Origin of the sequence: Gordonia amarae NBRC 15530 (genome assembly GCF_000241345.1) — a bacterium.
GTDB lineage: Bacteria > Actinomycetota > Actinomycetes > Mycobacteriales > Mycobacteriaceae > Gordonia > Gordonia amarae.
Genome location: NZ_BAED01000072.1, coordinates 58,263 through 82,343 on the forward strand (window position 1 = coordinate 58,263; position 24,081 = coordinate 82,343).

The 24,081-nt window shown below is 67.2% G+C and carries 21 protein-coding genes; 11 read left to right on the plus strand and 10 right to left on the minus strand.

What is annotated here, in order from left to right:
- Positions 1 to 222 precede the first annotated feature (222 nt).
- From GOAMR_RS21835 to GOAMR_RS21845, 3 genes are all read right to left on the minus strand, one after another.
- Positions 223 to 1,413 carry a DUF5685 family protein gene (locus GOAMR_RS21835; protein WP_005193193.1) on the minus strand — a complete coding sequence of 397 codons (1,191 nt, stop codon included), beginning with the start codon at positions 1,411 to 1,413 and terminating at the stop codon, positions 223 to 225.
- A 72-nt stretch (positions 1,414 to 1,485) separates the two neighbouring features.
- Positions 1,486 to 2,718: a cytochrome P450 gene (locus GOAMR_RS21840; RefSeq protein ID WP_005193197.1), complete on the minus strand. Its 1,233-nt coding sequence runs from the start codon at positions 2,716 to 2,718 to the stop codon at positions 1,486 to 1,488.
- Between the two features lie 219 nt (positions 2,719 to 2,937).
- Complete coding sequence (locus GOAMR_RS21845; protein WP_005193218.1) at positions 2,938 to 4,194, minus strand: cytochrome P450; 1,257 nt, start codon at positions 4,192 to 4,194, stop codon at positions 2,938 to 2,940.
- Between the two features lie 251 nt (positions 4,195 to 4,445).
- Here GOAMR_RS21845 and GOAMR_RS21850 point away from each other — a divergent pair, with 251 nt between their 5' ends.
- Positions 4,446 to 5,063: a TetR/AcrR family transcriptional regulator gene (locus GOAMR_RS21850; RefSeq protein WP_005193221.1), complete on the plus strand. Its 618-nt coding sequence runs from the start codon at positions 4,446 to 4,448 to the stop codon at positions 5,061 to 5,063.
- A gap of 77 nt (positions 5,064 to 5,140) precedes the next feature.
- On the opposite strand, the gene GOAMR_RS21855 is transcribed toward GOAMR_RS21850, so the two are convergent.
- Positions 5,141 to 5,614, minus strand: a complete 474-nt coding sequence (locus GOAMR_RS21855; protein ID WP_005193223.1) for a nitroreductase family deazaflavin-dependent oxidoreductase — start codon at positions 5,612 to 5,614, stop codon at positions 5,141 to 5,143.
- 1 nt (position 5,615) lies between these two features.
- A complete protein-coding gene (locus tag GOAMR_RS21860) occupies positions 5,616 to 6,779 on the minus strand; it encodes a steroid 3-ketoacyl-CoA thiolase (RefSeq protein ID WP_040516065.1) in 1,164 nt (387 codons plus the stop codon).
- A 136-nt stretch (positions 6,780 to 6,915) separates the two neighbouring features.
- On the opposite strand from GOAMR_RS21860, the gene GOAMR_RS21865 reads away from it, so the two are divergent.
- The 3 genes from GOAMR_RS21865 (at position 6,916) to GOAMR_RS21875 (ending at position 10,691) form a co-directional block, all read left to right on the plus strand.
- Positions 6,916 to 8,211, plus strand: a complete 1,296-nt coding sequence (locus GOAMR_RS21865) for a cytochrome P450 (RefSeq protein WP_373278793.1) — start codon at positions 6,916 to 6,918, stop codon at positions 8,209 to 8,211.
- Positions 8,208 to 8,660 (plus strand): nuclear transport factor 2 family protein, encoded by a 453-nt coding sequence (locus tag GOAMR_RS21870; protein WP_005193229.1) that lies wholly within the window; start codon positions 8,208 to 8,210, stop codon positions 8,658 to 8,660. The genes GOAMR_RS21865 and GOAMR_RS21870 overlap by 4 nt, the downstream gene beginning before the upstream one ends.
- Before the next feature lie 441 nt (positions 8,661 to 9,101).
- Positions 9,102 to 10,691 carry a class I adenylate-forming enzyme family protein gene (locus tag GOAMR_RS21875; protein WP_005193232.1) on the plus strand — a complete coding sequence of 530 codons (1,590 nt, stop codon included), beginning with the start codon at positions 9,102 to 9,104 and terminating at the stop codon, positions 10,689 to 10,691.
- Between the two features lie 304 nt (positions 10,692 to 10,995).
- Here GOAMR_RS21875 and GOAMR_RS21880 read toward each other — a convergent pair whose 3' ends face one another.
- The 5 genes from GOAMR_RS21880 to GOAMR_RS21900 all read right to left on the minus strand — a co-directional run bounded on the left by GOAMR_RS21880 (position 10,996) and on the right by GOAMR_RS21900 (position 16,005).
- Positions 10,996 to 12,171, minus strand: coding sequence for a thiolase family protein (locus GOAMR_RS21880; RefSeq protein ID WP_005193235.1), 1,176 nt, complete (start codon positions 12,169 to 12,171; stop codon positions 10,996 to 10,998).
- A complete protein-coding gene (locus GOAMR_RS21885; RefSeq protein ID WP_005193238.1) occupies positions 12,171 to 13,205 on the minus strand; it encodes a thiolase family protein in 1,035 nt (344 codons plus the stop codon). Before GOAMR_RS21885 ends, GOAMR_RS21880 begins: the two co-directional genes overlap by 1 nt.
- Before the next feature lie 14 nt (positions 13,206 to 13,219).
- Entirely contained in the window at positions 13,220 to 14,206 is a 987-nt protein-coding gene (locus GOAMR_RS21890) for a Zn-ribbon domain-containing OB-fold protein (protein WP_005193242.1), read from the minus strand.
- Between the two features lie 99 nt (positions 14,207 to 14,305).
- Positions 14,306 to 14,767 (minus strand): hypothetical protein, encoded by a 462-nt coding sequence (locus GOAMR_RS21895; RefSeq protein ID WP_005193251.1) that lies wholly within the window; start codon positions 14,765 to 14,767, stop codon positions 14,306 to 14,308.
- A gap of 35 nt (positions 14,768 to 14,802) precedes the next feature.
- The gene (locus GOAMR_RS21900) at positions 14,803 to 16,005 is read right to left on the minus strand and encodes a 3-ketosteroid-9-alpha-monooxygenase, oxygenase component (protein WP_244427481.1); all 1,203 of its coding nucleotides are present in this window, start codon (positions 16,003 to 16,005) and stop codon (positions 14,803 to 14,805) included.
- Positions 16,006 to 16,253: 248 nt separating this feature from the next.
- Here GOAMR_RS21900 and hsaA point away from each other — a divergent pair, with 248 nt between their 5' ends.
- Genes hsaA through GOAMR_RS21935 form a run of 7 tightly spaced genes read left to right on the plus strand, consistent with a single transcriptional unit; the run spans position 16,254 to position 23,716 of the window.
- A complete protein-coding gene (gene hsaA / locus GOAMR_RS21905; protein WP_005193257.1) occupies positions 16,254 to 17,462 on the plus strand; it encodes a 3-hydroxy-9,10-secoandrosta-1,3,5(10)-triene-9,17-dione monooxygenase oxygenase subunit in 1,209 nt (402 codons plus the stop codon).
- Positions 17,463 to 17,509: 47 nt separating this feature from the next.
- Positions 17,510 to 18,421: an iron-dependent extradiol dioxygenase HsaC gene (gene hsaC / locus GOAMR_RS21910; protein ID WP_040516068.1), complete on the plus strand. Its 912-nt coding sequence runs from the start codon at positions 17,510 to 17,512 to the stop codon at positions 18,419 to 18,421.
- 4 nt (positions 18,422 to 18,425) lie between these two features.
- Positions 18,426 to 18,998: a 3-hydroxy-9,10-secoandrosta-1,3,5(10)-triene-9,17-dione monooxygenase reductase subunit gene (gene hsaB, locus GOAMR_RS21915; RefSeq protein WP_005193262.1), complete on the plus strand. Its 573-nt coding sequence runs from the start codon at positions 18,426 to 18,428 to the stop codon at positions 18,996 to 18,998.
- 18 nt (positions 18,999 to 19,016) lie between these two features.
- Complete coding sequence (locus GOAMR_RS21920) at positions 19,017 to 20,195, plus strand: hypothetical protein (RefSeq protein WP_005193265.1); 1,179 nt, start codon at positions 19,017 to 19,019, stop codon at positions 20,193 to 20,195.
- Positions 20,192 to 20,965 (plus strand): SDR family oxidoreductase, encoded by a 774-nt coding sequence (locus GOAMR_RS21925; RefSeq protein WP_005193267.1) that lies wholly within the window; start codon positions 20,192 to 20,194, stop codon positions 20,963 to 20,965. Before GOAMR_RS21920 ends, GOAMR_RS21925 begins: the two co-directional genes overlap by 4 nt.
- Entirely contained in the window at positions 20,958 to 22,094 is a 1,137-nt protein-coding gene (locus GOAMR_RS21930) for a sulfotransferase family protein (protein ID WP_040516069.1), read from the plus strand. Before GOAMR_RS21925 ends, GOAMR_RS21930 begins: the two co-directional genes overlap by 8 nt.
- A gap of 47 nt (positions 22,095 to 22,141) precedes the next feature.
- On the plus strand, positions 22,142 to 23,716 hold the full coding sequence (locus tag GOAMR_RS21935) for a class I adenylate-forming enzyme family protein (RefSeq protein WP_005193273.1): 1,575 nt from the start codon (positions 22,142 to 22,144) through the stop codon (positions 23,714 to 23,716).
- Positions 23,717 to 24,081 lie beyond the last annotated feature (365 nt).

Below are 24,081 nucleotides of genomic sequence, written 5' to 3' on the forward strand. Positions count from 1 at the left end.
CAGCGTCGGCTGCCCCCTCCGCCGGTTGAGGTGTGAGGAGCGTAAGCGACGAGCCTCGAAACCCCGCACGAGAACAATGTCGTCTCACCGGGTTTCGAGGCTCGCAAGCTCGCACCTCAACCGGCGAGGGGGATGGTTTCGAGGCTCGCAAGCTGGCACCTCAACCAGCGAGGGGGAGGTCTCGCGGCTCGCGAACTCGTGTCTCAACCGGCGGCAAGGATCTCAGCAGTCGCACCCACAGCAGTCACAATCGCAGCAACAGTCGTCGTCACAGCAATCGCCGCACTCGCAGCAGTTGCCGCAGTCGGGGGAGCAATCGCCGTTGCACCACGCCGGTTTCCACTCGTCGGTGCAGTGGTTCCAGTGGTCGGCGCAGCAGGCGTAACCGGTGCAGCTGACCCCGATGAACGGCAGGATCCTTTCGTGGAACCGGCGATCGGGCGGGAGGCCCCGGCCCGGAGCCGGAACCTCGCGTTTGAGGGGCGTATCAGGGTCGGTCTGCGTATCAGGGGCGGTCGGGGACGCCGCGCTCGAGCCGGACGCGCATCCGCCGAAGCGGTGAGTCCGCGACGACACCGCCTGCCGCACACCATCGATGAGTACGGCCCGCAGCAGCCGGTCGTCGGCCAGGTCGAGGTCGCGGTAGCGGCGCCGGATGGCCCGCACCAGCCGCCGGCAGTCGTCGAGCGCGGTGGCGACCTCGGTGCCGGTGGCGCGCAACGGGTTGAATGATCCGTCGCGCGTATCGGAGTCGTAGTCATCGACGGCGTCGAGCAGGTGCGCCAGCCGGCCGAAGTCATAACCGATGTCCGCCAGCGCTTCCCGGTTCTGGTGCACCCCGGCGACGTCTGCGGTGGCTGCGAACACCCGGGACGCGGCCTCCGCCGACGCGTGGGTGAGCGCATCGAGATCGGTACCGGGCCGGGCCTCCAGCGGTGCCTGCCCCGACAGCTCGCGCAACATGTCGTCGACGCCGAGCGTCCCCGCGATGTCCCGGTCGCCGGCGGCATGCCCGCGCAGCCGTTTCCCGGCGACGGAGGCGGCCGCCGACCGGACCCTCGACCGGGGCGCCAGTGACAGCCGCTGCTCGTCGACGACGTCGGCCGCCTTGGCCGCGGCCAGGGTCAGGGATGCGGTGGTGGCCAACCGGATTCCGGGATCGTCGGCCGCGACCACCGTTGCCGTCCGCATCCCCCGCAGCGGGCAGCGGCCCACTCCGGTGGTGGCCGTCGGGGCAGGGGACTGGGCGGCGGTCAGCACCGACACCATGATCGCGTCGGTGTTGGTGGTGAGCCTGCTCGCCTGACCGTGCCCGTCCCGCAACGACACACACAGCCCGCACATGTGGGCGCGCCATTGCTCCAGCAGATCGTCGTCGAGGGTGTGCCGGCAGGGCGACAGCAGTCCGAACATCGGAACATTTGATCACCCCGAAGCCGCCACATGCCAGCGGTGTCACCCGTTCGCCCGACACCCGAACCGGGGTCAGCGATACGAGACGGGCAACCTCTTGACCCCGTGCAGCCACCCCGACCGGACACGTACGGGTGCACCGAGTTTGGTGATGTCGGGGACGATGTCGGCGAGCGCGTTGAAGATGAGATCCAGCTCGAGGCGGGCGAGGCCGGCACCGATGCAGAAGTGCGCGCCGTTGCCGCCGAACGCCAGGTGCGGATTCGGATCCCGCAGGATGTCGAACGAGAACGGGTCGTCGAACACCTCGTCGTCGTAGTTCGCCGAGCTGTAGAACAGGCCTGCCCGCTGCCCTCGTTCGATGCGCACGCCGCCGACCTCGGTGTCCCGGGTGGCGGTGCGCTGGAAGGCATGCACCGGGGTGGCCCAGCGGATGATCTCCTCGACCGTCGTCGGTGGCCGCTCCCGCTTGTACAGCTCCCACTGGTCGGGATGGTCGAGGAAGGCGTTGATGCCGTGGCTGGTGGCGTTGCGGGTGGTCTCATTGCCCGCGATCACCAGCAGGATCACGAAGAACCCGAACTCGAGCTCGCTCAGCGCGTGACCGTCGATATCGGCCTGCACCAGGGTGGTGACGATGTCGTCCGTGGGGTTCTTGCGGCGGTCCTCGGCCATCGCGTGCGCGTACGCCAGGAGGTTGGCGTTGGCGGTGAACGGGTTGTATTTGATGTCGGGGTCCTCGGCGTTGGCCATCGCGTCTGCCAGGTCGGCGAGGTACTGGTGGTCGGCCTCGGGAACGCCGAGCAGATCGAGGATCGCACGCATCGGCAGGTGCACGGCCACGTCGTCGACGAAGTTACCGGTTCCGCTCTCCGCGGCGGCGGTCACCACGTCGCGGGCGTACGCGTCGAGCTTGCCGCGCAGGGCACCCACGGCCCGGGGGGTGAACAGCCGCGACACGATGCGCCGCATGCGGGTGTGTTCGGGCGGATCCAGGCCGATCAGAAAGGATTTCGAGGCCTCGAGGTGTTCGGGTCCGGCCTCGTCGGGCATCCGGACATTGAAGCCCTTGAGGTTGCTGGACCACAGGCCCGCATCCTTGGAGATCGCCCGGATATCGCTGTGCCTGCTGATGACCCAGAATCCGTCGTCGCCGTAGAATTCCTTGCCCACGTCCTGCGGGTTCCACCAGACGGGCGCGGTGGCGCGGCGGGCGGCGAACTCGGCGATCGGGAGGCCACCGCGCTGGAGCAGATCGGGATCGGTGAAGTCGATCTGTTCGAAGGAGGGAACTGTCGAGGTCATGGTGCTCCGATCGGGCTGCGACGTAGAGCGTGTCCATCGTGTGTGGTGGGTCACTTCCAGGGTAGCCGTCCGCCGCTCGATGCCGTCGGGTATTAGATTCCGCCCAGAAGGTTCGGCCCAGAAGGTTCCGCCCAGATAGTCCGCGGAAATGGGGAGAGGCCGTGAGCGGTGTGCTCACGGCCTCTCCCGTGCCCCGGGGCGGTCTGTTGCGGACGCCGGTCAGGCGACGGGGCAGCCCGAGTAGCGAACCCCGAGTCCCTTGACCCCGTTGAGCCATCCCGACCGCACGCGCTGCATCTCGCTGACCCGGCTGATGTCGGGCAGCACGTCGGCGATGGCGTTGAAGATGATGTTCAGCTCGAGGCGGGCGAGGTTGGCGCCGATGCAGAAGTGCGCGCCGTTGCCGCCGAACGCCAGGTGCGGGTTCGGATCGCGCAGGATGTTGAAGCTGAACGGGTCGTCGAACACGTCCTCGTCGAAATTGGCCGAGCTGTAGAACAATCCGGCTCGATCGCCCTTGGCGATGTCGATGCCGCCGAGCTGGGTGTCGCGGGTGGCGGTGCGCTGAAAGGCGTGCACCGGGGTGGCCCAGCGCAGGATCTCGTCGACGGCGGTGCCGGGGCGGTCGCGTTTGAACAGCTCCCACTGGTCCGGGTTGTCGAAGTAGGCGTTCATCCCGTGGCTGGTGGCGTTGCGGGTGGTCTCGTTGCCCGCGGTGATCAGCAGGATCACGAAGAACCCGAACTCGATCTCGCTCATGGCGTCGTTGTCGTCGCCGGCGCGCACCAGGGTGGTGAGGATGTCGTCGCGGGGGTTCTTCCGCCGGTCCTCGGCCATGTTGTAGGCGTAGCCGAGCAGTTCGGCGTTGGCGGCTGTCGGGTCGATCGTCTGGTCGGGGTCGTCGCTGTTGATGATGGCGTCGACCAGCTCATGGATCCGGGCGCGGTCGGGTTCGGGGACACCGATGAGGTCCATGATCGCCTGCAGCGGCAAGTGGATCGACACATCGTCGACGAAGTTGCCGGACTCCTTGGCCGCCGCGTTCTCGACGATCGCCCGCGCTGAATCGGTGAGTTTGCCGTGAAGCGCCGCAACCGATTTCGGGGTGAACAGGCGGGAGACGATCTTGCGCAGGCGGGTGTGCTCCGGCGGATCGTGGTTGATCAGCAGTGCCTTGGTGAATTCGAGCTGATCGGGGGTCATGTACGAGGGCAGCCGGATGATGGCGCCCTTCTCGTTGGTCGACCACAGCCCGGAATCCTTGGAGATCTCCCGGATGTCGCGGTGGCGGGTGATGGCCCAGAAACCCTCGTCACCGAAGATCGCCTTGTACTCGGGCTGGTTGTTCCAGTGGACCGGTGCGGTGCGGCGCAGTTCGGCGAATTCCTTCACCGGCATGCCCCGTTCGATCAGGTCCGGGTCGGTGAAGTCGATCCCGCTGTACGGGCAGGTGCCCGCGGGGGTGGTGACGCTCATTCATCTTCTCCTGTTCCCCAACTCTGGGTTGCGCGGAAGCCGCCGCTGAGCTGTGCGGCCCGGATATGTCGGGCTCGACGATCGCGCCGACATCGAATGTGGCTTCTGTCACCACACCATACACGAAAATTCTGAACGTATGGTCGTGCGATCCTGTCCGAGGACCTTGGTCCCCGGTTTTGTGTGACCGGTGGGACGCTGAGTACCCTCGACACTTATGACATTCGCGCAGGTCGAGGGCTAGGCACACGGTGCGGACCCATGGCTGGGGCGGCAATCCGCCGCGCGACGACGACGAGGCGACGGCCCGGATCCTCGCCGCGACTCGCAAACAGATCGACGACCACGACGGCTCGGTCAAGCTGTCCGACGTCGCCCGGGCGCTCGGGGTGACCCGGCAGACGGTCTACCGCTACTTCTCGGGCACCGAGGAATTGCTGCAGGCCACCGCGGTGGGCGCGGTGGACGAACTGCTCGATCGCGTCGCGGCCAGGCTCAACGGCATCACCGCTCCCGACGCCGTCCTCGTCGAGGGTGTGGCCGTCGTTCTCGACGAATTGTCCCGGGACCGCTACGTGGGCCTGATGGTGCGCAGCGACCACCTCAGCCTCGGTGTGCTCGGCGGTATCACCGGCGAACTGGGCCGCACCTTCATCCGCTCGATGCTCAGCCGGCTCGACATCGACTGGGCGGCCCACGGCTACACCACAGCCGATTTCGACGACGTCGCCGAGATCGCCCTCCGCACGCTGCAGTCACTCATCCTCGACGACGCCCGGGCCGCACGGTCGGACGACGAGCTGCGCCACTTCCTCGACCGCTGGCTCGGCAGCGCCGTCCGCGCCATCCCCAAACCGGCCACGAGCTGACGCCAGACCTCGACGCGTCAGCGGGAGCCGCGGCTCACCGGACCCTTCGAGACGCCTCGCCTGGCGGCCCGGGAACCCTACTCGCAGATGACCACCGGAATGGTCCGCTCGGTCCACGAGTCATAGGTGGCGAAATCCGCGTACATCCCCACCAGCCGCGGCCACAGTTCCGCCCGCTCCGCATCGGACGCGGTCCGCGCCACCAGGTCGAGTCGTTCCCGCCCCACCTCGACGACCACCTTCGGATCGGCGGTCAGGTTCAGATACCACGCAGGGTTCTTCGGCAGCCCGCCCTGCGAGGCGACGAACACGAACCGGCCGCCCTCCCGCAGATAGAGCAGCGGAACGGTGCGGGGCTCGCCACTGCGCCGCCCGGTGGTGGTCAGCAGACACACCGCCACCGGTTTGCTCAGCCCCGCACCGATCCGCCAGGTTTTGCCCAGGCGCCCGGCGCTGATCCGGTACAGCCGGGTGTTCAACCGCGAACCCACCTTGATGAGAGTGCTGACTATCGGCGAATCAAGCTGTGCGGGGCGCTCTTTGGGCGACATGTCAGATCCGCTCAATGATGGTGGCGGTGGCCATCGCGCCACCGGCGCACATGGTGATCAGCGCGGTCTGCTTGCCGGTGCGTTCGAGCTCGTGCAGCGCGGTGGTGATCAGCCGCGAGCCGGTGCTGCCCACCGGATGCCCGAGGGCGATCGCACCGCCGTTGACGTTCACCTTGTCCATGTCGGCGCCGTGCACCTGCGCCCAGCTCAGCACCACCGACGCGAATGCCTCGTTGATCTCGACGAGATCGATGTCCGACATCGACATCCCGCTGCGCGCCAGCACCCGCTCGGTGGCCTGCACCGGACCGTCGAGGTGGTAGTGCGGTTCGGCGCCGACGAGCGCCTGCGTGACAATCCGCGCGCGTGGACGCAAACCCAGCTCCCGCGCCTTCGCCTCGTCCATGAGCAGCACCGCGGCCGCGCCGTCGGAGATCTGCGACGACGTGCCGGCTGTGTGGATACCGCCCTCGATGACCGGCTTGAGCGCGGCCAGCGACTCCGGTGTGGTCTCGCGGAGTCCCTGGTCGCGGGTGACGTCGAGGGTGGCGCCGGTGAAGGTGCCGTCCTTGAGCCGTTCGGGTGCCTTGATCGCGAGCACTTCACGGTCGTAACGTCCCTCGTCCCAGGCCCGCTTGGCGTTGGCCTGGCTGCGGACGCCGAGTTCCTCGATGTCGGCGCGGGTCAGGCCGCGCCGCCTCGCGATCCGCTCGGCAGCCTCGAACTGGTTCGGCAGGTCCACATTCCATGACTGCGCGTGGTACGGACCGGCGTCGACGCCGAGGTTGGCCCCGAGCGGCACCTGCGTCATCGTTTCGACGCCGCAGGCCAGCCCGACGTCGATGGTGTCGGTGGCGATGAGCCCGGCGATCAGGTGGTTGGCCTGCTGCGCCGATCCGCACTGGCAGTCGATGGTGGTGGCGCCGGTGGCCTCGGGCAGCCCGGCCGACAGCCACGCCTTGCGGGTGACGTTGCCCGACTGGGCGCCGGCCTGGGTGACGCAGCCGCCGATGGCCTGTTCGACGAGTCCGGCGTCGATTCCGGCCTTCTCGATCAGTCCGCGCGCGGTGATGCCGAGCAGTTCTTCGGCGTGCAGGCCGGAAAGCCATCCGGCTCTTTTCCCGATAGGTGTCCGTGCGGCCTCTACGATCACCGGTACGCCCATGGTGTTGCCTCCCTCACAGATTGCGGTACGCTGTCCAAAGTAGAACACGTTCTCATTTCGGCCCATCATACGCTGAGAGTCGTGCTCTAACGAAAGCTGAACAAGTTCTAATTCCACGGAGAGGTGGTGCGAGGTGATCCAAGCGGAGAGTGTTCCCGCCCCCGCAGGCGACGCCGACGACACGGCGGTCAAGCCGGATTTCATGCAACAGGAGGGCTGGGACTTCACCAGCCCGGAGCTGCTGGAGCAGGGCATGCCCGTCGCCGAGTTCGCCCAGCTGCGCAAAACCGCCCCCGTGTGGTGGAACGCCCAGGCTCCCGGTAAGGGTGGCGGTTTCCGCGACGGCGGCTACTGGGTGATCTCCAAGCATCAGCACATCCGGGAGATCTCCAAGAACAACGACGACTGGGCCGTCAACACCAACGGCGTCATCATGCGTTTCGACGACGCCATCGAACCGGACCAGATGGAAGTCACCAAGGCGCTGCTGATCAACCACGATCCGCCGGAGCACACCCGGCTGCGCCGGCTGGTCTCCAAGGCTTTCACCCCGCGTGCGGTGAAGTCGCTGGAAGCCAAGCTGGACGCCGCCGCACGCCGCATCGTGTCCGAGGCGGCGGAGAAGGGCACCGGCGACTTCGTCGACGACATCGCCGTCGACCTGCCGCTGCTGGCGATCGCCGACCTGCTCGGCGTGCCGGAAGAGGACCGCCGCAAGCTGTTCCACTGGTCCAACGGCATGCTCAACACCGACGACCCGGAATTCGCCGACGTCGACCCGCAGATGGCGTCGGCCGAGATTCTCGGCTACGGCTACAACATGGCCGAGACCCGGCGCAAGACCCCCACCGACGACATCGTCAGCATCCTGGTCAACGCCGACATCGAGGGCCAGCACCTCGACGAGGCCGAGTTCGGGTTCTTCTTCATCCTGCTGACCGTGGCCGGCAACGAGACCACCCGCAACGCGATCTCGCACGGCATGAACGCCTTCTTCAACAACCCCGACCAGTGGGAGCTGTACAAGAAGGAACGTCCCGACACCACCGCCGACGAGATCGTCCGCTGGGGCACCCCGGTCAACAGCTTCCAGCGCACCGCCAAGCGTGACACGCAGGTCGGCGGCGTCGACATCAAGGAAGGCGAGCGCGTCGGAATGTTCTACGCGTCGGCCAACTTCGATGAGGAGGTGTTCGACGATCCGTTCTCGTTCAACATCCTTCGCGATCCCAACCCGCATGTCGGGTTCGGTGGCAACGGTTCTCACTTCTGCGTCGGCTCCAACCTGGCCCGCATGGAGATCAACCTGATGTTCAACGCGATCGCCGACATCGTCCCCGACATCACCCGCCTCGAGGAGCCCAAGCGCCTGCGCCACGGCTGGATCAACGGGGTCAAGGAGATGCGCGTCGACTACGGGACCCGCCCGTGACGGCCGCCGCCGACACCCCGGCCTACCTCGGCATCGATCGCGAGAACCATCCCGCGGTCGTCGCCGGGCGGCGCTCGCGTGAGCTGGTCGCCGCCCGCGACAAGGACGCCTGGGTCGCCAATTTCGCCGCCGACGGTTCGGTGGAGGACCCGGTCGGCCCGTCGATGTTCGATCCCGACGGTGTCGGCTTCCGTGGCCACGAGGCCATCGCCGAGTTCTGGGACAAGTCGATCGCCACCACTGAGAGCATCGACTTCCGGTTCGACGAGGAGATCATCTGCGGCAACGAGGTGGCTTACATCGGCACCATCGTCACCCATATCGCGGGCCACATCACCGAGTCTCGTGGCGTCTTCACCTACCGCGCGGCCCCCGACGGCAAACTCGCCGCCATTCGCGCCTTCTGGGAAGTCGAAAAAACAATGAACTCCTTTCGCAAGGCCGACTGACCGACCGACCGAGCCTCGCATCCACCTCCGGCCCCCGCCCGGGGCACCTGCCGGTTGAGGTACGGCTCTCCGCTTGGGCGGGAGACGGTTCACCTGCCGGTTGAGGTGCGGTTCTTCGCTTGGGCGGGAGACGGTTCACCTGCCGGTTGAGGTGCGGTTCTTCGCTTGGGCGGGTGACGGTTCACCTGCCGGTTGAGGTGCGAGGTCGTCCAGCGACCGAGCCTCGAAACCCGGTGAGACGACAATGTCCTCTCACCGGGTTTCTCGCTTGGTGTCACCTTCTTGATCCCTGAGGCCGAAGCGACGAAGGAACGAGGGTCTCGAAGGGTCCGGCGATGTACTCACACGACCCGACCACCTCGATCCCACCCCCGAGCAGCGGGCGATCAACGACTACTGTCACCCTTTCGGTAAGCCACACCTTTCTGTCAGACTGAGGAAATGGCAACCCGCTCCGCAGTCGACCGGATCGCGACCGGCCCCGCCGCCGCACCCCGCCTCGGCGTCATCGGCATCGACGACATCACCGGCCTCTGGGACCTCGTCGAACAGTCCGCCCGGCTCCGCCCCGGCACGGTGATCCTCGCCGACGACCACGGCCGCAGCCTCACCGCCGCCCAGTTCCGCGATGCCGCCGAACACGTCGCGGCCGGCCTGCACGAGAGCGGCGTCGCCGCAGGCGACGTGGTGAGCTGGCAACTCCCGACGATCCTCGAATCGGCCGTCCTCATGGCCGCCTGCGCTCGCCTCGGCGCGGTCCAGAACCCGATCATCGCCCTGCTGCGCGAGCGTGAGGTGGCGTTCATGACCGAGCAGGTCGGCACCCGACTGCTGATCGTCCCGGACACCTGGAAGGACTACCGGCACAACGACATCGCCGACGCCTTCCTCGCCCGTCACACAGACCGGCAGGCACTGGTCATCGACCTCGGCGACATAGCGGCCGGACTACGACTGCCGACAGGCGATCGGACCGAAATTCCTCCGCTGCCACAGGATTCGGAGAATGAGGTCCGCTGGATCTACTACACCTCCGGCACCACGGCCGCACCCAAAGGCGTCAAGCACACCGATCGCTCGGTCATCGCCTCCTCCAACGGCATCACCGACGGCCAGCGCACCGACACCGCCTCGGTGCTGCCCATCCCGTGGCCGCTGGCCCACATCGGCGGCATCGCCATGCTCAGCGCCGCTCTCCGGACCGGTTGTCGGCTCGTGCTTTTCGACACCTGGGACCCGTCGGTCACCCCGTACCGGATGGCCGCGCACGGCGGCACCAACCTCGGTTCGGCGATGCCGTTCTTCCACGCCTACATCGCCGCCCAACGCGCGCACGGTGATTCACCGCTGTTCCCCGACCTGCGTGGCTTCATCGCCGGCGGCGCACCCACCCCTCAGGAGGTGCAACGCGAACTCCGCGAGGTATTCGGGGGCAACGGCGCGGTGGTCGACGCGTGGGGGATGACGGAGTTCCCCGTCGCCACCAGTCAGAGTTTCGACGACCCCGACGTCGGCCGGTCCGTCGGCCCGCCCATGCCCGGCGTGCAGGTCTGCGTCATCGACGGTGAGCTCAGACTCCAAGGCCCGCAGCTGTTCTCCGGCTACATCGATGAATCCCTCAACGCGGGTGTCCTCGACGACGACGGCCGGCTGTGCACCGGAGACCTCGGCTGGGTCGACGACCTCGGTCACATCCATATCGACGGCCGTCGCAAAGACATCATCATCCGCAACGCCGAGAACATCTCCGCCGGCGAGGTCGAGGAGGTCATCCTCACCCATCCGGCCGTCGCCGACGCCGCCGTCATCGGCCTGCCCGACCCGCGAACCGGTGAACGAGCCTGCGCCATTGTCGTTCTCGCGCCGGGGGCGACCCTCGCCCTCGACGCTCTGAGTGCCCACTGCCAGGAGTCCGGCCTGGCCCGCTTCAAATGCCCCGAACAACTGGAGTTCACCGACACCCTCCCACGCCTGCCCATGGGCAAGGTCAACAAAACCGTTCTCCGAGGACAGTTCTCACCGACAGCGTGATCTCACCGGGTTTCGAGGCTCGCAAGCTCGCACCTCAACCGTCGAGTGGTGTCGGTTGTCGTTCCCATCGCCGGTTGAGGTGCGACGAGCCGCCAGGCGAGGAGCCTCGAAGCCCCGTGAGACAAGAATGTCCGCCCCCACAACCGAAATCGTGGGGGCGGACAAACAGTGTGATCAATGCGTAGGCTTGTCCGCGCCCACTGTGACACCGACATCGCGGGCGCGGACAAACGGTGTTTTCAGTGCGTAGGCTTGTCCGCGCCCACTGTGACACCGACATCGTGGGCGCGGACAAACAGTGTGATCAATGCGTAGGCTTGTCCGCGCCCACGAGCCACATCGAGAAGTACTGTGAGCCACCGCCATACGCGTGGCCCAGGGCCTTCCGGGCGCCCTCGACCTGATGCGCCCCACCCTTGCCCATCACCTGGATGGCGGCCTCGGCGAATCGGATCATGCCCGACGCCCCGATCGGATTGGACGAGAGCACACCACCGGACGCGTTCACCGGCAGCTTCCCGCCGATCGCGGTCTCCCCGGCCTGGGTGAGCTTCCACCCCTCACCCTCGGGCGCGAACCCGAGACTTTCGAGCCACATCGGCTCGAACCAGGAGAACGGCACATAGATCTCGGCGGCGTCGATCTCCTCGAGCGGATTGCTGATCCCGCCCGCCTTCCACAGCGCGGCGGCGGCGTCGCGGCTGGCCTGCGGGCTCACCACATTGCGGTGCGCGAAGAACAGCGGCTCGGTGCGCATCGCCGTGGCATGCACCCACGCCACCGGATTACCCTGTGCCACAGCATCGTCGGCGGCCTGTTCGTCACCGATCACCACCGCGCACGCACCGTCGGACGACGGGCAGGTCTCGTCGTAGCGGATCGGGTCCCAGAGCATCTGCGAGTTCATCACCTTGTCGACGGTGATGTCCGACTGCTGCAGGTGCGCGAGCGGGTTGAGTGCGCCGTTGCGGCGGTCTTTGGTGGCGACGATGGCGCCGGTGTCCAGCGGCGCACCGGAACGCCGGATGTACGCCCGCACGTGCGGCGCGAAGAAGCCACCTGCACCGGCGCCGACCGGTTTGGTGAACGGCACCGGCAGCGACAGCGCCCACATCGCGTTGGATTCGGATTGCTTCTCCCACGACACCGCCACCACACGACGGTGGATACCGCCGGAGACCAGCGTCGAGGCGACATTGGCGGTGGACCCGCCCACCGACCCGGCGGTGTGCACGCGGATCAGCCGTTTGCCCACCGCGCCGATGGATTCGGCCATGAACAGCTCCGGCATCATCACGCCCTCGAACAGGTCGGGGGCCTTGCCGATGACGATGGCGTCGATGTCGTCGATGGATACCTGCGCGTCGGCGAGCGCGGCGTCGATGGCCTCCCGGACCATGCCCGACATCGTCACATCGTGCCGTTTGGCGACGTACTTGGTCTGTCCGGTGCCGAGGATCGCGGCCCTGTTCTTGCCCATCAGTTGTTCTCCCCAGCGAGTGTGACCACCATGTTCTGTTGCAGCAGCGGCCCGCTCGAAGCGTGCGCCACCGCGGTACCGGCGTTGCCGGAAAGGATTTCGTGCGCGGCGTAACCGATCCGCTGCAGACCCGCCGAGAACAGCGCGTTCCCGGCCAGCGAGCCGCCCGACGGATTGATCCGCACCGAGTCGGGTAGCCGCAGAGCGTTCTTCACGATCAGTTCCTGGTGGGTGAACGAGGCGTTGATCTCGGCCACGTCCACGGCGCGGGAGGCGTCGCCGAACGCGGTGTCGCCTGCCAGCGCCGTCGACGGCGAGACGGTCAGGTCGCGCGCCCCGAAGTTGGGGGAGTCGATGCGGTGGTCCCAGCCGGTGATGAACGCCGGGTTGGCCACCAGTTCGCGGGCCCGCCGTTCACTGGCGAGGATCACCGCGCCGGCGGCGTCCGCGTATGGCGCGATGTCGTGGGCGCGCAGCGGATCGGCCACATAGTCGGCGGCGAGCAGTTCCTCGGTGTCACCGCCGAAGGTGCGGGCGGCGACGGCGGCCATGTCGGCCTCGGTCCAGGCACCGGAGTCAATACCGGCGCGCGCCTGCAGCGCACCGAGCGACCGGGCGTCCGGCCACAGCGGCGCCACCGTGTACGGGTCGGTCTGCAGGGTCAGGGTGCGGTCGCTATTCCCGGCCGACGCCTTGCCGAAGCCGTAGGCCAGCGCCAGGTCCACCTCGCCGGTGGCGATCTTGACCCACGCCTCGTACAGCGCCCAGGCTGCATCCATCTCGACATGCGATTCGTTGATCGGGGGCATCGCGCCGATTGAGTCGACCGCCGAGATGAACGAGAAGGCGCGGCCGGCAAGATAATCCGACGATCCGCTGCACCAGAATTCGATGTCGGTGCGGGTGATGCCGAGCTGCGCGTACAGCTTGTCGAAGCAGGGGCGCAGCATCTCGACACCGTTGGTGGTGCCGTGGGTGGCGGCGACGTTCGGGCTGTGTGCGAACCCGACGACCGCGATACGGGGAAATGCCATGAGGGAAAGGCTCCTTAGACGTGGTCGCGGTACGACTCGTAGTCGGCGTCGGGTTCGCCGGTGGGCTTGAAGTGGCTGATGCTGCCCATCGACAGTTCGCGCTGATCCTCGGGCACCCAGGCGGCGCGCACCCGCATACCCATGCGGACCTCGTCGGCGGGGCAGTCGAGGATCAGGTGCAGCACCGGGATGTCGGTGCCGTCGATCAGCACGTACGCGGCCACGTATGGCGGCTTGATGCGCTGACCGGTGAACGGCACGTTGACGATGCAGAACGTGGTGACGATGCCGGTGTCGGGCAACTCCACCTTTTCGACGGCGGGTGCGCCGTCGGCGGGGCTCTCGCCGCGCGGCGGGAAGTAGATACGGCCGGCGTCCACGCCGGAGCCGATCCGCGACCCGATGAGTTTGCCCTCTTTGAGTGCGCGCAGGTAGTCCGATTCCCACGCGGTGGCCGAATGCTGGATCTCCGCGGCGATCGGGGTGGCGATGATGACCTGCGGGTCGTCGGACAGCTCGTTCGTGTTGGGCGCGACGGGGCTCGCGGAGTCGCCGGGCTCGAAGTGGCTGATGTCATCGATGCGGCCCGTCCGGGCGGCCCGGAACACCGCGTGCACCCGTGCGCCGGTGCTGATCTCACCGGGAGCGCATGCGACGGCGTGCAGCAGGGCGGTGTCGGCGCCGTCGAGCTTGATGAGCGCCCACGCGAACGGATCGGAAAGCGGTTGTCCAGCTGTGGGTTCGGCCTGCCAACTCCAAGTGGTGACGGTGCCGACCGGTGCCACCTCCACCAGGTCGGTGCTCGGTGCCCCGGTGGCCGGGTCGAATTCGGTGGGCGGGACGAACACCCGGCCGTCGGCGGACCGGCTGCCGAGGATGCGTCCGTCACGCAGGGCGAGGGCGAACTGGCCCAGGACCGGACCGAGTGATCGGGTGTAGTCGAACGAGTTGCGCAGTGGCGCGGAAAGAATCTCGGTTATGGGATCCGGGACTGGGGCCACCGGACTTTCCGTCACGGGGCCGGCCGGGGTGCTGATGCTCACCCTTCGAGTAGAACATGTTCTAGTTTCTGGCACAAGGTCCACGAAAACCGGTGGTGCTCACCAATAACCGTCGGGATCGACCTCTGGTGACTCGGCCGGGATGATGCCCTCGGCCACGCCGTGATCGATGCTCGCCGACATCCGGGAGCAGGTTGGCATGAGTGCCGGATTGCCCCCGGTCTGCCGGAGCCGTTCGAGCTCACCGCATTTGGCCCGCGCCTCGGAGTTCCACTGCACACTCGTGTGGTACGAGCTGGTCTTTTTCACCAGCACGCAGGCATGACAGCTCCGGCACTCGATCTCGGTCATGCCGCCGCGCAGGTAGTGCTCGCGGTCGCCCGCGGTGGCGCGGGCGACCGCCGCGGCGTGCTCGGGGTCGCCCGCGAAATCCGGTGCCTTGGCCCAGGAATTGCGGCGCACGGCGGCGCTGGGTGCGGCCGTTTCGACAGGCGGGGTGCCGGAAGACGGGGCACCGGAAGAGGAGCCGGACCGGCCGGTGGAATCCATGGTGCGGGTCATCGTGGTGCCTTTCGTCTTTCCGGGTGGCCGCAGCGTCAGCCGGCCGTGCTGCCCGCGCCGACCCCTTCGGCCTCACGGGCGGCCTTCTCCTCCTCCTTACGGCGAAGGTTCTCCTGCACTTCGATGTTCCAGTTCTCGACGGCCTTGGTGGTGTCGATCTCGTACTCGAACCGCTGCGTCATGTCGTCGGAGACGTCGGCCTTGTCGACGTAGAACTGCTCGTACCAGCGGCGCAGCTGATAGACCGGCCCGTCCTCCTCCACCAGCAGCGGATTCTCGATGCGGGTCTTGTTCTTCCAGATCTCCACGTCCTGCAGGAAACCCACCTCGATACCCTTGGTGATCTTCTGGACCATCTTCTCGGCCTGCGCGGGGGTCAGCCCCTCGGGGATCTTGGCCATCACGCCGAACATCAGGACGAACGAGTTCGAGTCGATGGGGTAGTGGCAGTTGGTGAGGATGGTCTCGATGGCGAATCCGCCGTAGTACTGGACCATCGGGTTGAGCATGTACGACGGTCCGTAGTACGCGGCGATCGATTCCAGCTTGCTGTCGACGTAGTTGCTGCCGCCCAGGTCGACGTCGGGCCGGCCGTGTGAGCGCATGTACTGCGCGGCGGTCTCTCCCTCGAAGACATTCTTGAAATAGTCCGGCAGGGCGTAGTGCACGTAGAAGAAGTGCGCCATGTCCACGACGTTGTCGATGATCTCGCGGCAGTTGGAGCCCTCGATCACCATGCGGTTCCAGGTCCACCCGGTCCACGTGTCCGAACCGACCTCGGTCAGTTCGGGGATGATGACCTCTTCCGGCGCCGGGTTGCCCTCGGGGTCGTTGTAGACGAACACCTGCCCGTTGCGGATCATCGTCTGCCAGGTGCGGGTCTTGGCGAGCTTGGGGCTGCGCTTGGCGTAGGGCACACCGGCGCAGCGGCCGTTACCCTTCCACTTCCAGCCGTGGAACGGGCAGGCCACGTTGCCGTCGCGGATCTGGCCCTGCGACAGGTCGCCGCCCATGTGCCGGCAGTAGGCGTCGAGGACGTTGATCTGTCCCTCGTCGTCGGCCCACACCACGAGTTTGGTGCCGAAGACCTCGACGGAGTGTGGTTTGCCGTCGGTGAATTCCTCGACGAGACCGAGGCAGTGCCAGCCGCGGGCGAAGCGGGTCGGGGGTGTTCCGGTGTCGATCTCCCGGTATTCGCGCTGGGGGCCGGCAGCGGCGGAGGTCTGTGTTCCAGACATCGTCGGGATCTCCATCCTGATTTCGGTGACGGGTCTAAGCTACGTCCGCCATACTAGAACACGTTACAGATTTGCGGCAGCCCACATGCCACCTATGGGCAATTGGTCCTGGCAGGAGCTATTGCGGGGTAGTGCTCGACAAGAAATAGAACGTGTTCTAATCTGGGAAGCGATCAACCGTCGGTGAGCGTCCGGGCGTCCGAGATGAACCGCGCCGGGCGACCGAACGCAATTGAAGGAGCAGGCAGATGCCAGCAGGCCGTTCACAGCTAAACAGCGGAGTCCGCAGCGCCGACGCGCAGCGGGTTCTCGACAACATCAGCGCGTTGCTTCCGGAGATCGAACAGCGCGCCGCGCGGACCGAGGAACTGCGCAGGATGCCGGAGGAGACGGTCCGCGACCTCGATGAGGCGGGCTTCTTCAAGCTCATGCAGCCCGAGCAGTGGGGTGGCTATCAGGTCGACCCGGTCAGCTTCTACGAGGCCGTGCGGCGACTGGCGAGCGCGTGCGGATCCACCGGCTGGGTCGCGGGCATCATCGGCATCCACAACTGGCACCTCGGGCTGTTCGAGCAGCAGGCTCAGGAAGACGTGTGGGGTGCCGACCCGTCGGTCCGCATCTCTTCCTCGTACGCCCCGATGGGTATGGGCGAGGTCGTCGATGGCGGCTACAAGGTCAACGGCAACTGGGCGTTCTCGTCGGGCTGCGACATCGCCGACTGGGCGTTCGTCGGTGGCCCGGTGATCAAGGACGGCCGCCCGGTCGACTTCGTGAGCTTCCTCATCCCGCGTTCGGACTACACCATCAAGGACGTCTGGCACGTGGTCGGCCTCAAGGGCACCGGCTCCAACACCCTCGAGGTAAAGGACGTGTTCGTGCCCCGGCACCGCGTCCTGAGCATGCGCACCATGGCCAACTACGAGAGCCCCGGCCTCGAGCGCAACACCGCTCCGGTCTACAAGATGCCGTGGGGCACCATCCATCCCAGCACCATCTCCACGCCGATCGTCGGCATGGCCTACGGCGCCTACAACGCGCACGTCGAGCACCAGGGCAAGCGGGTGCGTGCCGCCTACGCGGGCGAGAAGAGCAAGGATGATCCGTTCGCCAAGGTCCGTATCGCCGCTGCCGCCAGCGACATCGACGCCGCGTGGCGCCAGCTGTCGGGCAACCTGCAGGACGAATACGACCTGATCCTCGCCGGCGAGGAGATCCCGATGGAACTGCGCCTGGCCGCCCGCCGCGACCAGGTCCGCGCCACCGCCCGCGCCGTCGCCTCCATCGACCTGCTCTTCGAGAATTCCGGCGGCGGGGCCCTCAACCTCGACTCGCCCATCCAGCGGTTCTGGCGCGACGCCCACGGCGGCCGCGTGCACGCCGCCAACGATCCCGAGCGCGCCTACACCGCCTTCGGCAACGGCGAGTTCGGCATCCCCATCGGCGACTCGATGGTCTGATCGCCCACCGAATCGACAGCAGCGAAACCACAAGCAGGAGAGGAACAATGACCGAAGACAGCCCGATCCGGTCACTGGGTTACATGCGCATCGAGGCGACGGACATCGCCGCGTGGCGCGACTACGGACTCAAGGTCCTGGGCATGGTCGAGGGCAAGGGCGCCAACCCCGACAACCTCTACCTGCGGATGGACGATTTCCCTGCCCGTCTGGTGATCGTCCCGTCCGACCGCGACCACCTGGGCAGTGCCGGCTGGGAGTGTCCCAATGCCGCTGCCCTGCAAGATGTCCGGGACAGGTTGTCGGCGGCCGGGGTGATCTTCCGCGAGGGCAAGGACGAGGAGCTCGCCGACCGCTGCGTCGTCGAGATGATCGTCTTCGACGATCCAGCCGGCAACACCCAGGAGGTGTTCCACGGGGTGGCGCTGCAACACCGGCGGATCGTCAGCCCGTACGGGCACCGGTTCGTCACCGGTGAGCAGGGCCTCGGTCACGTCGTGCTCACCTGCCCGGACGACAAGGCGACGCTCGAGTTCTACCGCGACGTCCTCGGCTTCCGCCTGCGCGATTCGATGCGGCTGCCGGGCGAACTCGCCGGCCGGGAACCGGGCAGTTCGGTGTGGCTGCGGTTCCTCGGCTGCAACCCGCGCCATCACTCGCTGGCGTTCCTGCCGCTGCCCAACCCCACCGGCATCGTGCACCTGATGGTGGAGGTCGAGAACTCCGACGACGTCGGCCTGGCCCTCGACCGCGCGCTGCGCAAGAAGGTGCCGATGTCGGCGTCCCTCGGCCGGCACGTCAACGACAAGATGCTGTCCTTCTACATGAAGACCCCGGGCGGATTCGACGTCGAATTCGGTTGCGAGGGAATGACTGTGGAGGACGACACCTGGGTAGCCCGCGAATCGACGGCGGCCAGCCTGTGGGGCCACGACTTCACCATCGGATACAAGGGCTGAATCGGTGAGCCACTCGCCGTACGGTACCTCCGACTTCACGTCCCGGCAGTTCCGCACCGCGATGGGGCAGTTCTGCACGGGCGTGACGGTCATCTCCACGATCAACGGCGACGGCGCGCCGGTCGGTTTCGCCTGCCAGTCCTTCGCCGCGCTGTCGCTCGACCCGCCGCTGGTGCTGTTCTGCCCGATGAAGACCTCCCGCAGCTGGAAGGTCATCGAGGAGACCGGCAAGTTCGTGGTCAACGTGCTGGCCAACCGGCAGCAGGAGGTCAGCGCGACCTTCGGCGCCCCGGGCGACGACAAGTTCGCGTCGATCACCTGGGACCAGTCGCCGGCCGGACTGCCGGTGATCCGGCACTGCCTGACCTGGGTCGAATGCGACGTCGAGCGGGTGGAGGACGGCGGCGACCACCACATCGTCATCGGCCGCGCCCGCACCCTCGGTGAGGTCCTGCAGGACAAGCCACTGCTGTTCTACCGGGGTGGCTACCTGTCCACCGAACACCCGCGCGTCCATCCCGCCGACGCCGAGCTCGAGGAATTCCTCACCTGGAACGGCACCGACACCTGGCTCTGATGGGGTACACAAGACACTATGACCAGTGACGTGACCGCGCCGCTCACCGCGGCGATCACCGAGGCCGAAAAGCTCATCACGGCAGCCGAATTCATCGACACCGAACTCGACCTGGCCGATGGTCTGGACTACCTCGCGGGCAGTATCGCCGCGGTGATCCAGCTGGCGCGGGCACGGCAACGCTCGCATCCCAACTTCGTCACCTCGACGGGGCCGAGCACCAAGATGGGCCTGGACAACCCCGACACCCTCTACTACCACGCCGACATCGAACCGGGCGGCACGTACGAGGTGCGCGGAACCCGCGGCAGCACCGTCGATCTCAGCTTCCAGATCCTGCGCGGGGATTACACCGCCACCAACGTCCCCGGCGGCGACGACGCCTTCGACGACCGCCGCATCACCATCGCCGCCGACGGCTCCTTCACCCTCACCTTCGGCCCGGAACCCGAGGGGGAAAGGCCCGACAACTACTTCGTCCTCGGTGAGGGTGCGTCGATGCTGGCGGTGCGCGAGGTGTACGGCGACTGGACCGAACGCAAGGGCTCGATCTCGATTCAGCGCGTCGACACCCGCGGTACCGCACCGGCGGAGACCGACGTCGCCAAGGCGAGTCGCCGGTTCGCGGTGGCGGGCAAGATGCTGCTGTCCCGCATCAACACCTGGTTCAACTTCCCGAAATGGTTCTACCTCGATGAACCGGTCAACACCTTCACCCCGCCGCGGCTCACCCCGGGCGGTCTGCGCACCCAGTTCTCCTCGGTCGGCCACTACCGGCTCGCCGACGACGAGGCGATGATCATCACGGTGCCCCGCTCGAACGCCCCGTACCAGGGCTTTCAGCTCGGCAGCATGTGGTACATCTCTCTCGACTACGTCAACCACCAGACCAGCCTCAATTCCCATCAGGCACAGGTGGATTCGGACGGAATGATCCGGCTGGTGGTGTCCGCGCGCAACCCGGGCGTCGCCAACTGGATCGAGACCACCGGCCGCTCCCGCGGCATCCTGCAGTTCCGCTGGCAGCGCGTCGACGAGCCGATCGGTCCCGAGCTGGGGCCGTCGGCGCAGGTCATCGCCTTCGAGGACATCCCGCTCCACCTGCCGGACTACGCCACCAACCAGATCGACGAGGCGGGCTGGGCTGAGCGCATCGCCGCCCGTCAGCAGGCGTTCGCCGACAGGATGCTCGGATGACCGGGCTGCTCGCCGGCAAAGTTGTGGTGGTCTCGGGCGTCGGCCCCGGCCTGGGCAAGGCGATCTGCGCCCGCATGGCCGACAATGGCGCCACCGTGGTGCTGGCCGCGCGCACCGAATCCCGGCTCACCGACATCGCCGCCTCGATCGGCGGGAACACCCTGGTGGTGCCCGCCGACATCACCGACGACGCCGCCGTCGACAACCTGCGCGACCGCGTGATCGACACCTTCGGCCGGGCCGACGTGCTGGTCAACAACGCCTTCGCCCTCCCGTCGATGAAGCCGCTGGCCCGCACCGACTTCGACCAGATCACCTCGAGCCTGAATCTGACGGTGCTCGGCACGCTGCGGGTGATCAAGGCGTTCACCGATCCGCTCGCCGACACCTCCGGTGCAATCGTCAATATCAACTCGATGGTCATCCGTCATTCCGAACCCCGTTACGGCAGTTACAAACTCGCCAAGTCTGCGCTGCTGGCGATGTCACAGACACTGGCCACCGAACTGGGGGAGCGCGGCATCCGGATCAACTCGGTGGCCCCCGGTTACATCTGGGACGACCAGCTCAAGTGGTACTTCGGGCAGGTCGCCGAGAAGTACGGCATCACCCGCGAACAGGTCTACGAGCAGACCGCCGCGCGCAGCGACCTCAAGCGGCTGCCCGAACCCGACGAGATCGCCGACGCCGTCGTCTTTCTCGCCTCGCCGATGGCCCGCGCCATCACCGGACACACCCTCGACGTGAACTGCGGTGAATACCATGACTGACCGGACCTCGGTGGGCACCGTCGACGACCTGCACGAGGCGGCGACCCGGACCACCGGGCTGACCGACTTCGGCGGCGACGAATACCTCGAACCGCTGCGGGTACTGCTGGATTCGTATGCGCGGGAAGCGGATCTGACGCCCGAGGGCAGCAAGATGTCCCGCTTCTTCCTCAAAGGCGCGCTCATCGCCCGGCTGCTCAGCGAGGCGGCCTGGACGGCCAACCCGGGTTACGCCGACGTCGAGATCCGCCGACCGGTCTTTGTGACCGGTCTGCCGCGCACCGGCACCACCGCTCTGCACCGGCTGCTCACCGCGGACCCGGCCCACCAGGGCCTGGAGATGTGGCTGACGCAGTGGCCGCAGCCCCGCCCGCCGCGCGAGAGCTGGGCCGACAACCCGGTGTTCGCCCAGCTCCAGGCGTCGTTCGCGCAGCACCACGTCGACGACCCCGAGTTCATGGGCCTGCACTACATGGCCGCCGACGAGGTGGAGGAATGCTGGCAGCTGCTGCGGCAGTCCGTCACGTCGGTGTCCTACGAGTGCCTGGCATATCTGCCCACGTACTCGCAGTGGCTGGCCGGCCAGGACTGGACCCCGGCGTATGCGCGGCACCGCAAGAACCTGCAGCTCATCGGGTTGAACGACCCCGGCCGCCGGTGGGTGCTGAAGAACCCGAGCCACCTGTTCGCCCTCGACGCACTGCTGCAGGTGTACCCGGACGCGCTGGTGATCCAGACCCACCGGGCACCCGAGACCATCATCGCCTCGGCGTGCAGCCTCGCCGAGCACGCCACCCAGGGCTGGTCGGACACGTTCACCGGAGCGACCCTGGGCCGGGCGCAGCTCGACCTGTGGTCGCGTGGCCTGCGCGTATTCAACGAATCACGCGCCCGGCACAACCCCGACCAGTTCCTCGACATCGACTTCGCCGACCTGCGCGGTGACCCGATGGGCACCGTCGAACGCGTCTACTCGGCGCTCGACACGCCGATGTCCGATGCCGCACGCGCAGGTGTGCTCGCGCTCGACGAGGAGAGCAAAACCGGTGCCCGGGCGCCGAGCCACACCTACTCGCTCGCCGACTACGGCCTCGACGCCGACGACGTGACCCGCGCGTTCGGCGACTGACACGCTGCCGATTCCGCCCCGGAACCGCATACGGTAAGACTGTTGGTATGCAGCTGCCTGACCTGGGTTTCCGTCCGACGATCGGAGCGGCACTGGCCCGCGCGGCGGCGGAGTTCGGCGACGTCGACTATGTGGTCACCGACACCGACCGGATCACCTATGCGCAGGCAGAACAGCGTTCGGCACTGCTGGCCCGACGATTGCTCGCCCACGGTGTGGGGAAGGGGGCCCGTGTCGGGATCTTCTTCCCGAACGGCACCGAGTGGGTGCTGTGGTGGCTGGCGGCGAGCCGGATCGGCGCACTCGTGGTGCCGTTCAGCACCCTGTATGCACCCGGCGAACTCGCGAAGGGCCTGCGCCTGGGCGACGTGCACCTGCTGATCGCGCCCACTCGCGCGGTATCGGTCGATGTCGTGGCATTCCTGGAGGACGCGCTGCCGGGCCTGGCCACGCACACGGGTGCGGCGATCGCGGTGCCCGAAGCACCGTACCTGCGCCAGATCTGGCTCACCGGCGATGCCGGCCGTCCGTGGGCGAGGGTCGTCCCACCCGAGATCGGTCCAGAAGATCTTGTGCCGCAAGAGATCCTGGATTCCGTCGAAGCGGAGGTGTGCCCGGCCGACCCCGCGGTCATGATCCACACCTCCGGTTCCACGGCCGACCCCAAGGGCGTGATCCACTCGCACGGCGTGCTCATGCGGCAGTCGGTGTTCCTGCAGGACACCATGAACGGATTCACCCCCGACGGCCTGCCCACCCGCTACCTGTCGGCGATGCCGTTCTTCTGGATCGGCGGAATCCTGCACGTCACAGGCTCGCTGCACAGCCCGCTCACCATCCTCACCCTCGCCCGGACCGAACCCGGCGCGGCGCTCGAACTCATCGAACGCGAACGCGGCACCGGCATCGCGGGCTGGCCGACGCTCACCCAGCGCATGCTCGCGCACCCCGACTTCGCGCGCCGCGACCTGTCGAGTTGCCCCAGTCTCGTCGATCAGCCCGCTGACCTGTCCCTGGTAGCGGTGCCCGGCAACGTGCCCCGGCACCGCAGCCTCACCGAGACCGGCGGCGGCTTCACCACCACCGACGTGATCGTCGTCGATGGTGCCGGTGCTCCCGTTCCCGCTGGTAGCGAGGGTGAGCTGTGGATCCGCGGACCCGGGATCATGGTCGGCTACAACAAGCGCGAACTGTGGGAGGTGTTCGACGCCGACGGCTGGTTCCACACCGGGGATCGTGTGTTCGTGCTCGACGACGAGCCTGGGATCTTCTACGTGGGCCGCTCCACCGAGCTGATCAAGACCTCCGGCGCCAACGTCGCGCCCAAGGAGGTCGAGTCGGTCCTCGACAAGCACCCGTCGGTGCAGTCGAGCCTGGTGGTGGGGGTCGGTGACGACGAGCGTGGCCAGGAAGTGGTTGCCGTGGTGGTGCCGGCGGATCCCATGACCTTCGACGCGGAACGGGTGAGCACCGATATCCGGCAGGACCTGTCGGCCTACAAACTCCCGCGTCGCTACGTGGTGGTGGCCGCCGATGACCTCCCCTTGCTGGCCTCCGGAAAACCGGACCGGCGCGAGCTGACCCGCAGGATCGAGGCGGGCGAGCCTGCCGGCAGCCGGTGAACCGGACCGGGCATTCCGGTGCCGGGTGAAAACCCGATCGATGTGTCCTGCGTCACCAGAATGGCACAGGCGTACGTAACCACCTGGGACGACGCGAACGAAACGGCCCCTGACCAGCCGATTTGTAATGTGCGCAACCGTCGCGTAACTTTCTTCGAGTCAGAGCGACACGGGGCCGCCCCGGGGAGCCGGACCGGGACGAAAGTCCAGGTCAGAGGCTTACGGAAGCGGGTACGAGGTTCGCGACGATCACCCTGATGTTTTTCCGCGGTGTGCAGTGATGTGCACCGGGGTTCGGGGTGGGCCGAGCAGGTTCGGCCGGCGGGATCCGGGTGACCGGGTTTGCGGCCGGGGATCGGGTCTGC

Excerpts from the sequence above, each read along its gene's own strand:
- GOAMR_RS21835 (WP_005193193.1), bottom strand. The coding sequence starts at position 1,413 with ATGTTCGGACTGCTGTCGCCCTGCCGGCACACCCTCGACGACGATCTG.
- GOAMR_RS21840 (WP_005193197.1), bottom strand. The coding sequence starts at position 2,718 with ATGACCTCGACAGTTCCCTCCTTCGAACAGATCGACTTCACCGATCCC.
- GOAMR_RS21845 (WP_005193218.1), bottom strand. The coding sequence starts at position 4,194 with ATGAGCGTCACCACCCCCGCGGGCACCTGCCCGTACAGCGGGATCGAC.
- GOAMR_RS21855 (WP_005193223.1), bottom strand. The coding sequence starts at position 5,614 with ATGTCGCCCAAAGAGCGCCCCGCACAGCTTGATTCGCCGATAGTCAGC.
- GOAMR_RS21860 (WP_040516065.1), bottom strand. The coding sequence starts at position 6,779 with ATGGGCGTACCGGTGATCGTAGAGGCCGCACGGACACCTATCGGGAAA.
- GOAMR_RS21875 (WP_005193232.1), top strand. The coding sequence starts at position 9,102 with ATGGCAACCCGCTCCGCAGTCGACCGGATCGCGACCGGCCCCGCCGCC.
- GOAMR_RS21880 (WP_005193235.1), bottom strand. The coding sequence starts at position 12,171 with ATGGGCAAGAACAGGGCCGCGATCCTCGGCACCGGACAGACCAAGTAC.
- GOAMR_RS21885 (WP_005193238.1), bottom strand. The coding sequence starts at position 13,205 with ATGGCATTTCCCCGTATCGCGGTCGTCGGGTTCGCACACAGCCCGAAC.
- GOAMR_RS21895 (WP_005193251.1), bottom strand. The coding sequence starts at position 14,767 with ATGACCCGCACCATGGATTCCACCGGCCGGTCCGGCTCCTCTTCCGGT.
- GOAMR_RS21900 (WP_244427481.1), bottom strand. The coding sequence starts at position 16,005 with ATGTCTGGAACACAGACCTCCGCCGCTGCCGGCCCCCAGCGCGAATAC.
- hsaA (WP_005193257.1), top strand. The coding sequence starts at position 16,254 with ATGCCAGCAGGCCGTTCACAGCTAAACAGCGGAGTCCGCAGCGCCGAC.
- hsaC (WP_040516068.1), top strand. The coding sequence starts at position 17,510 with ATGACCGAAGACAGCCCGATCCGGTCACTGGGTTACATGCGCATCGAG.
- GOAMR_RS21920 (WP_005193265.1), top strand. The coding sequence starts at position 19,017 with ATGACCAGTGACGTGACCGCGCCGCTCACCGCGGCGATCACCGAGGCC.
- GOAMR_RS21925 (WP_005193267.1), top strand. The coding sequence starts at position 20,192 with ATGACCGGGCTGCTCGCCGGCAAAGTTGTGGTGGTCTCGGGCGTCGGC.
- GOAMR_RS21930 (WP_040516069.1), top strand. The coding sequence starts at position 20,958 with ATGACTGACCGGACCTCGGTGGGCACCGTCGACGACCTGCACGAGGCG.
- GOAMR_RS21935 (WP_005193273.1), top strand. The coding sequence starts at position 22,142 with ATGCAGCTGCCTGACCTGGGTTTCCGTCCGACGATCGGAGCGGCACTG.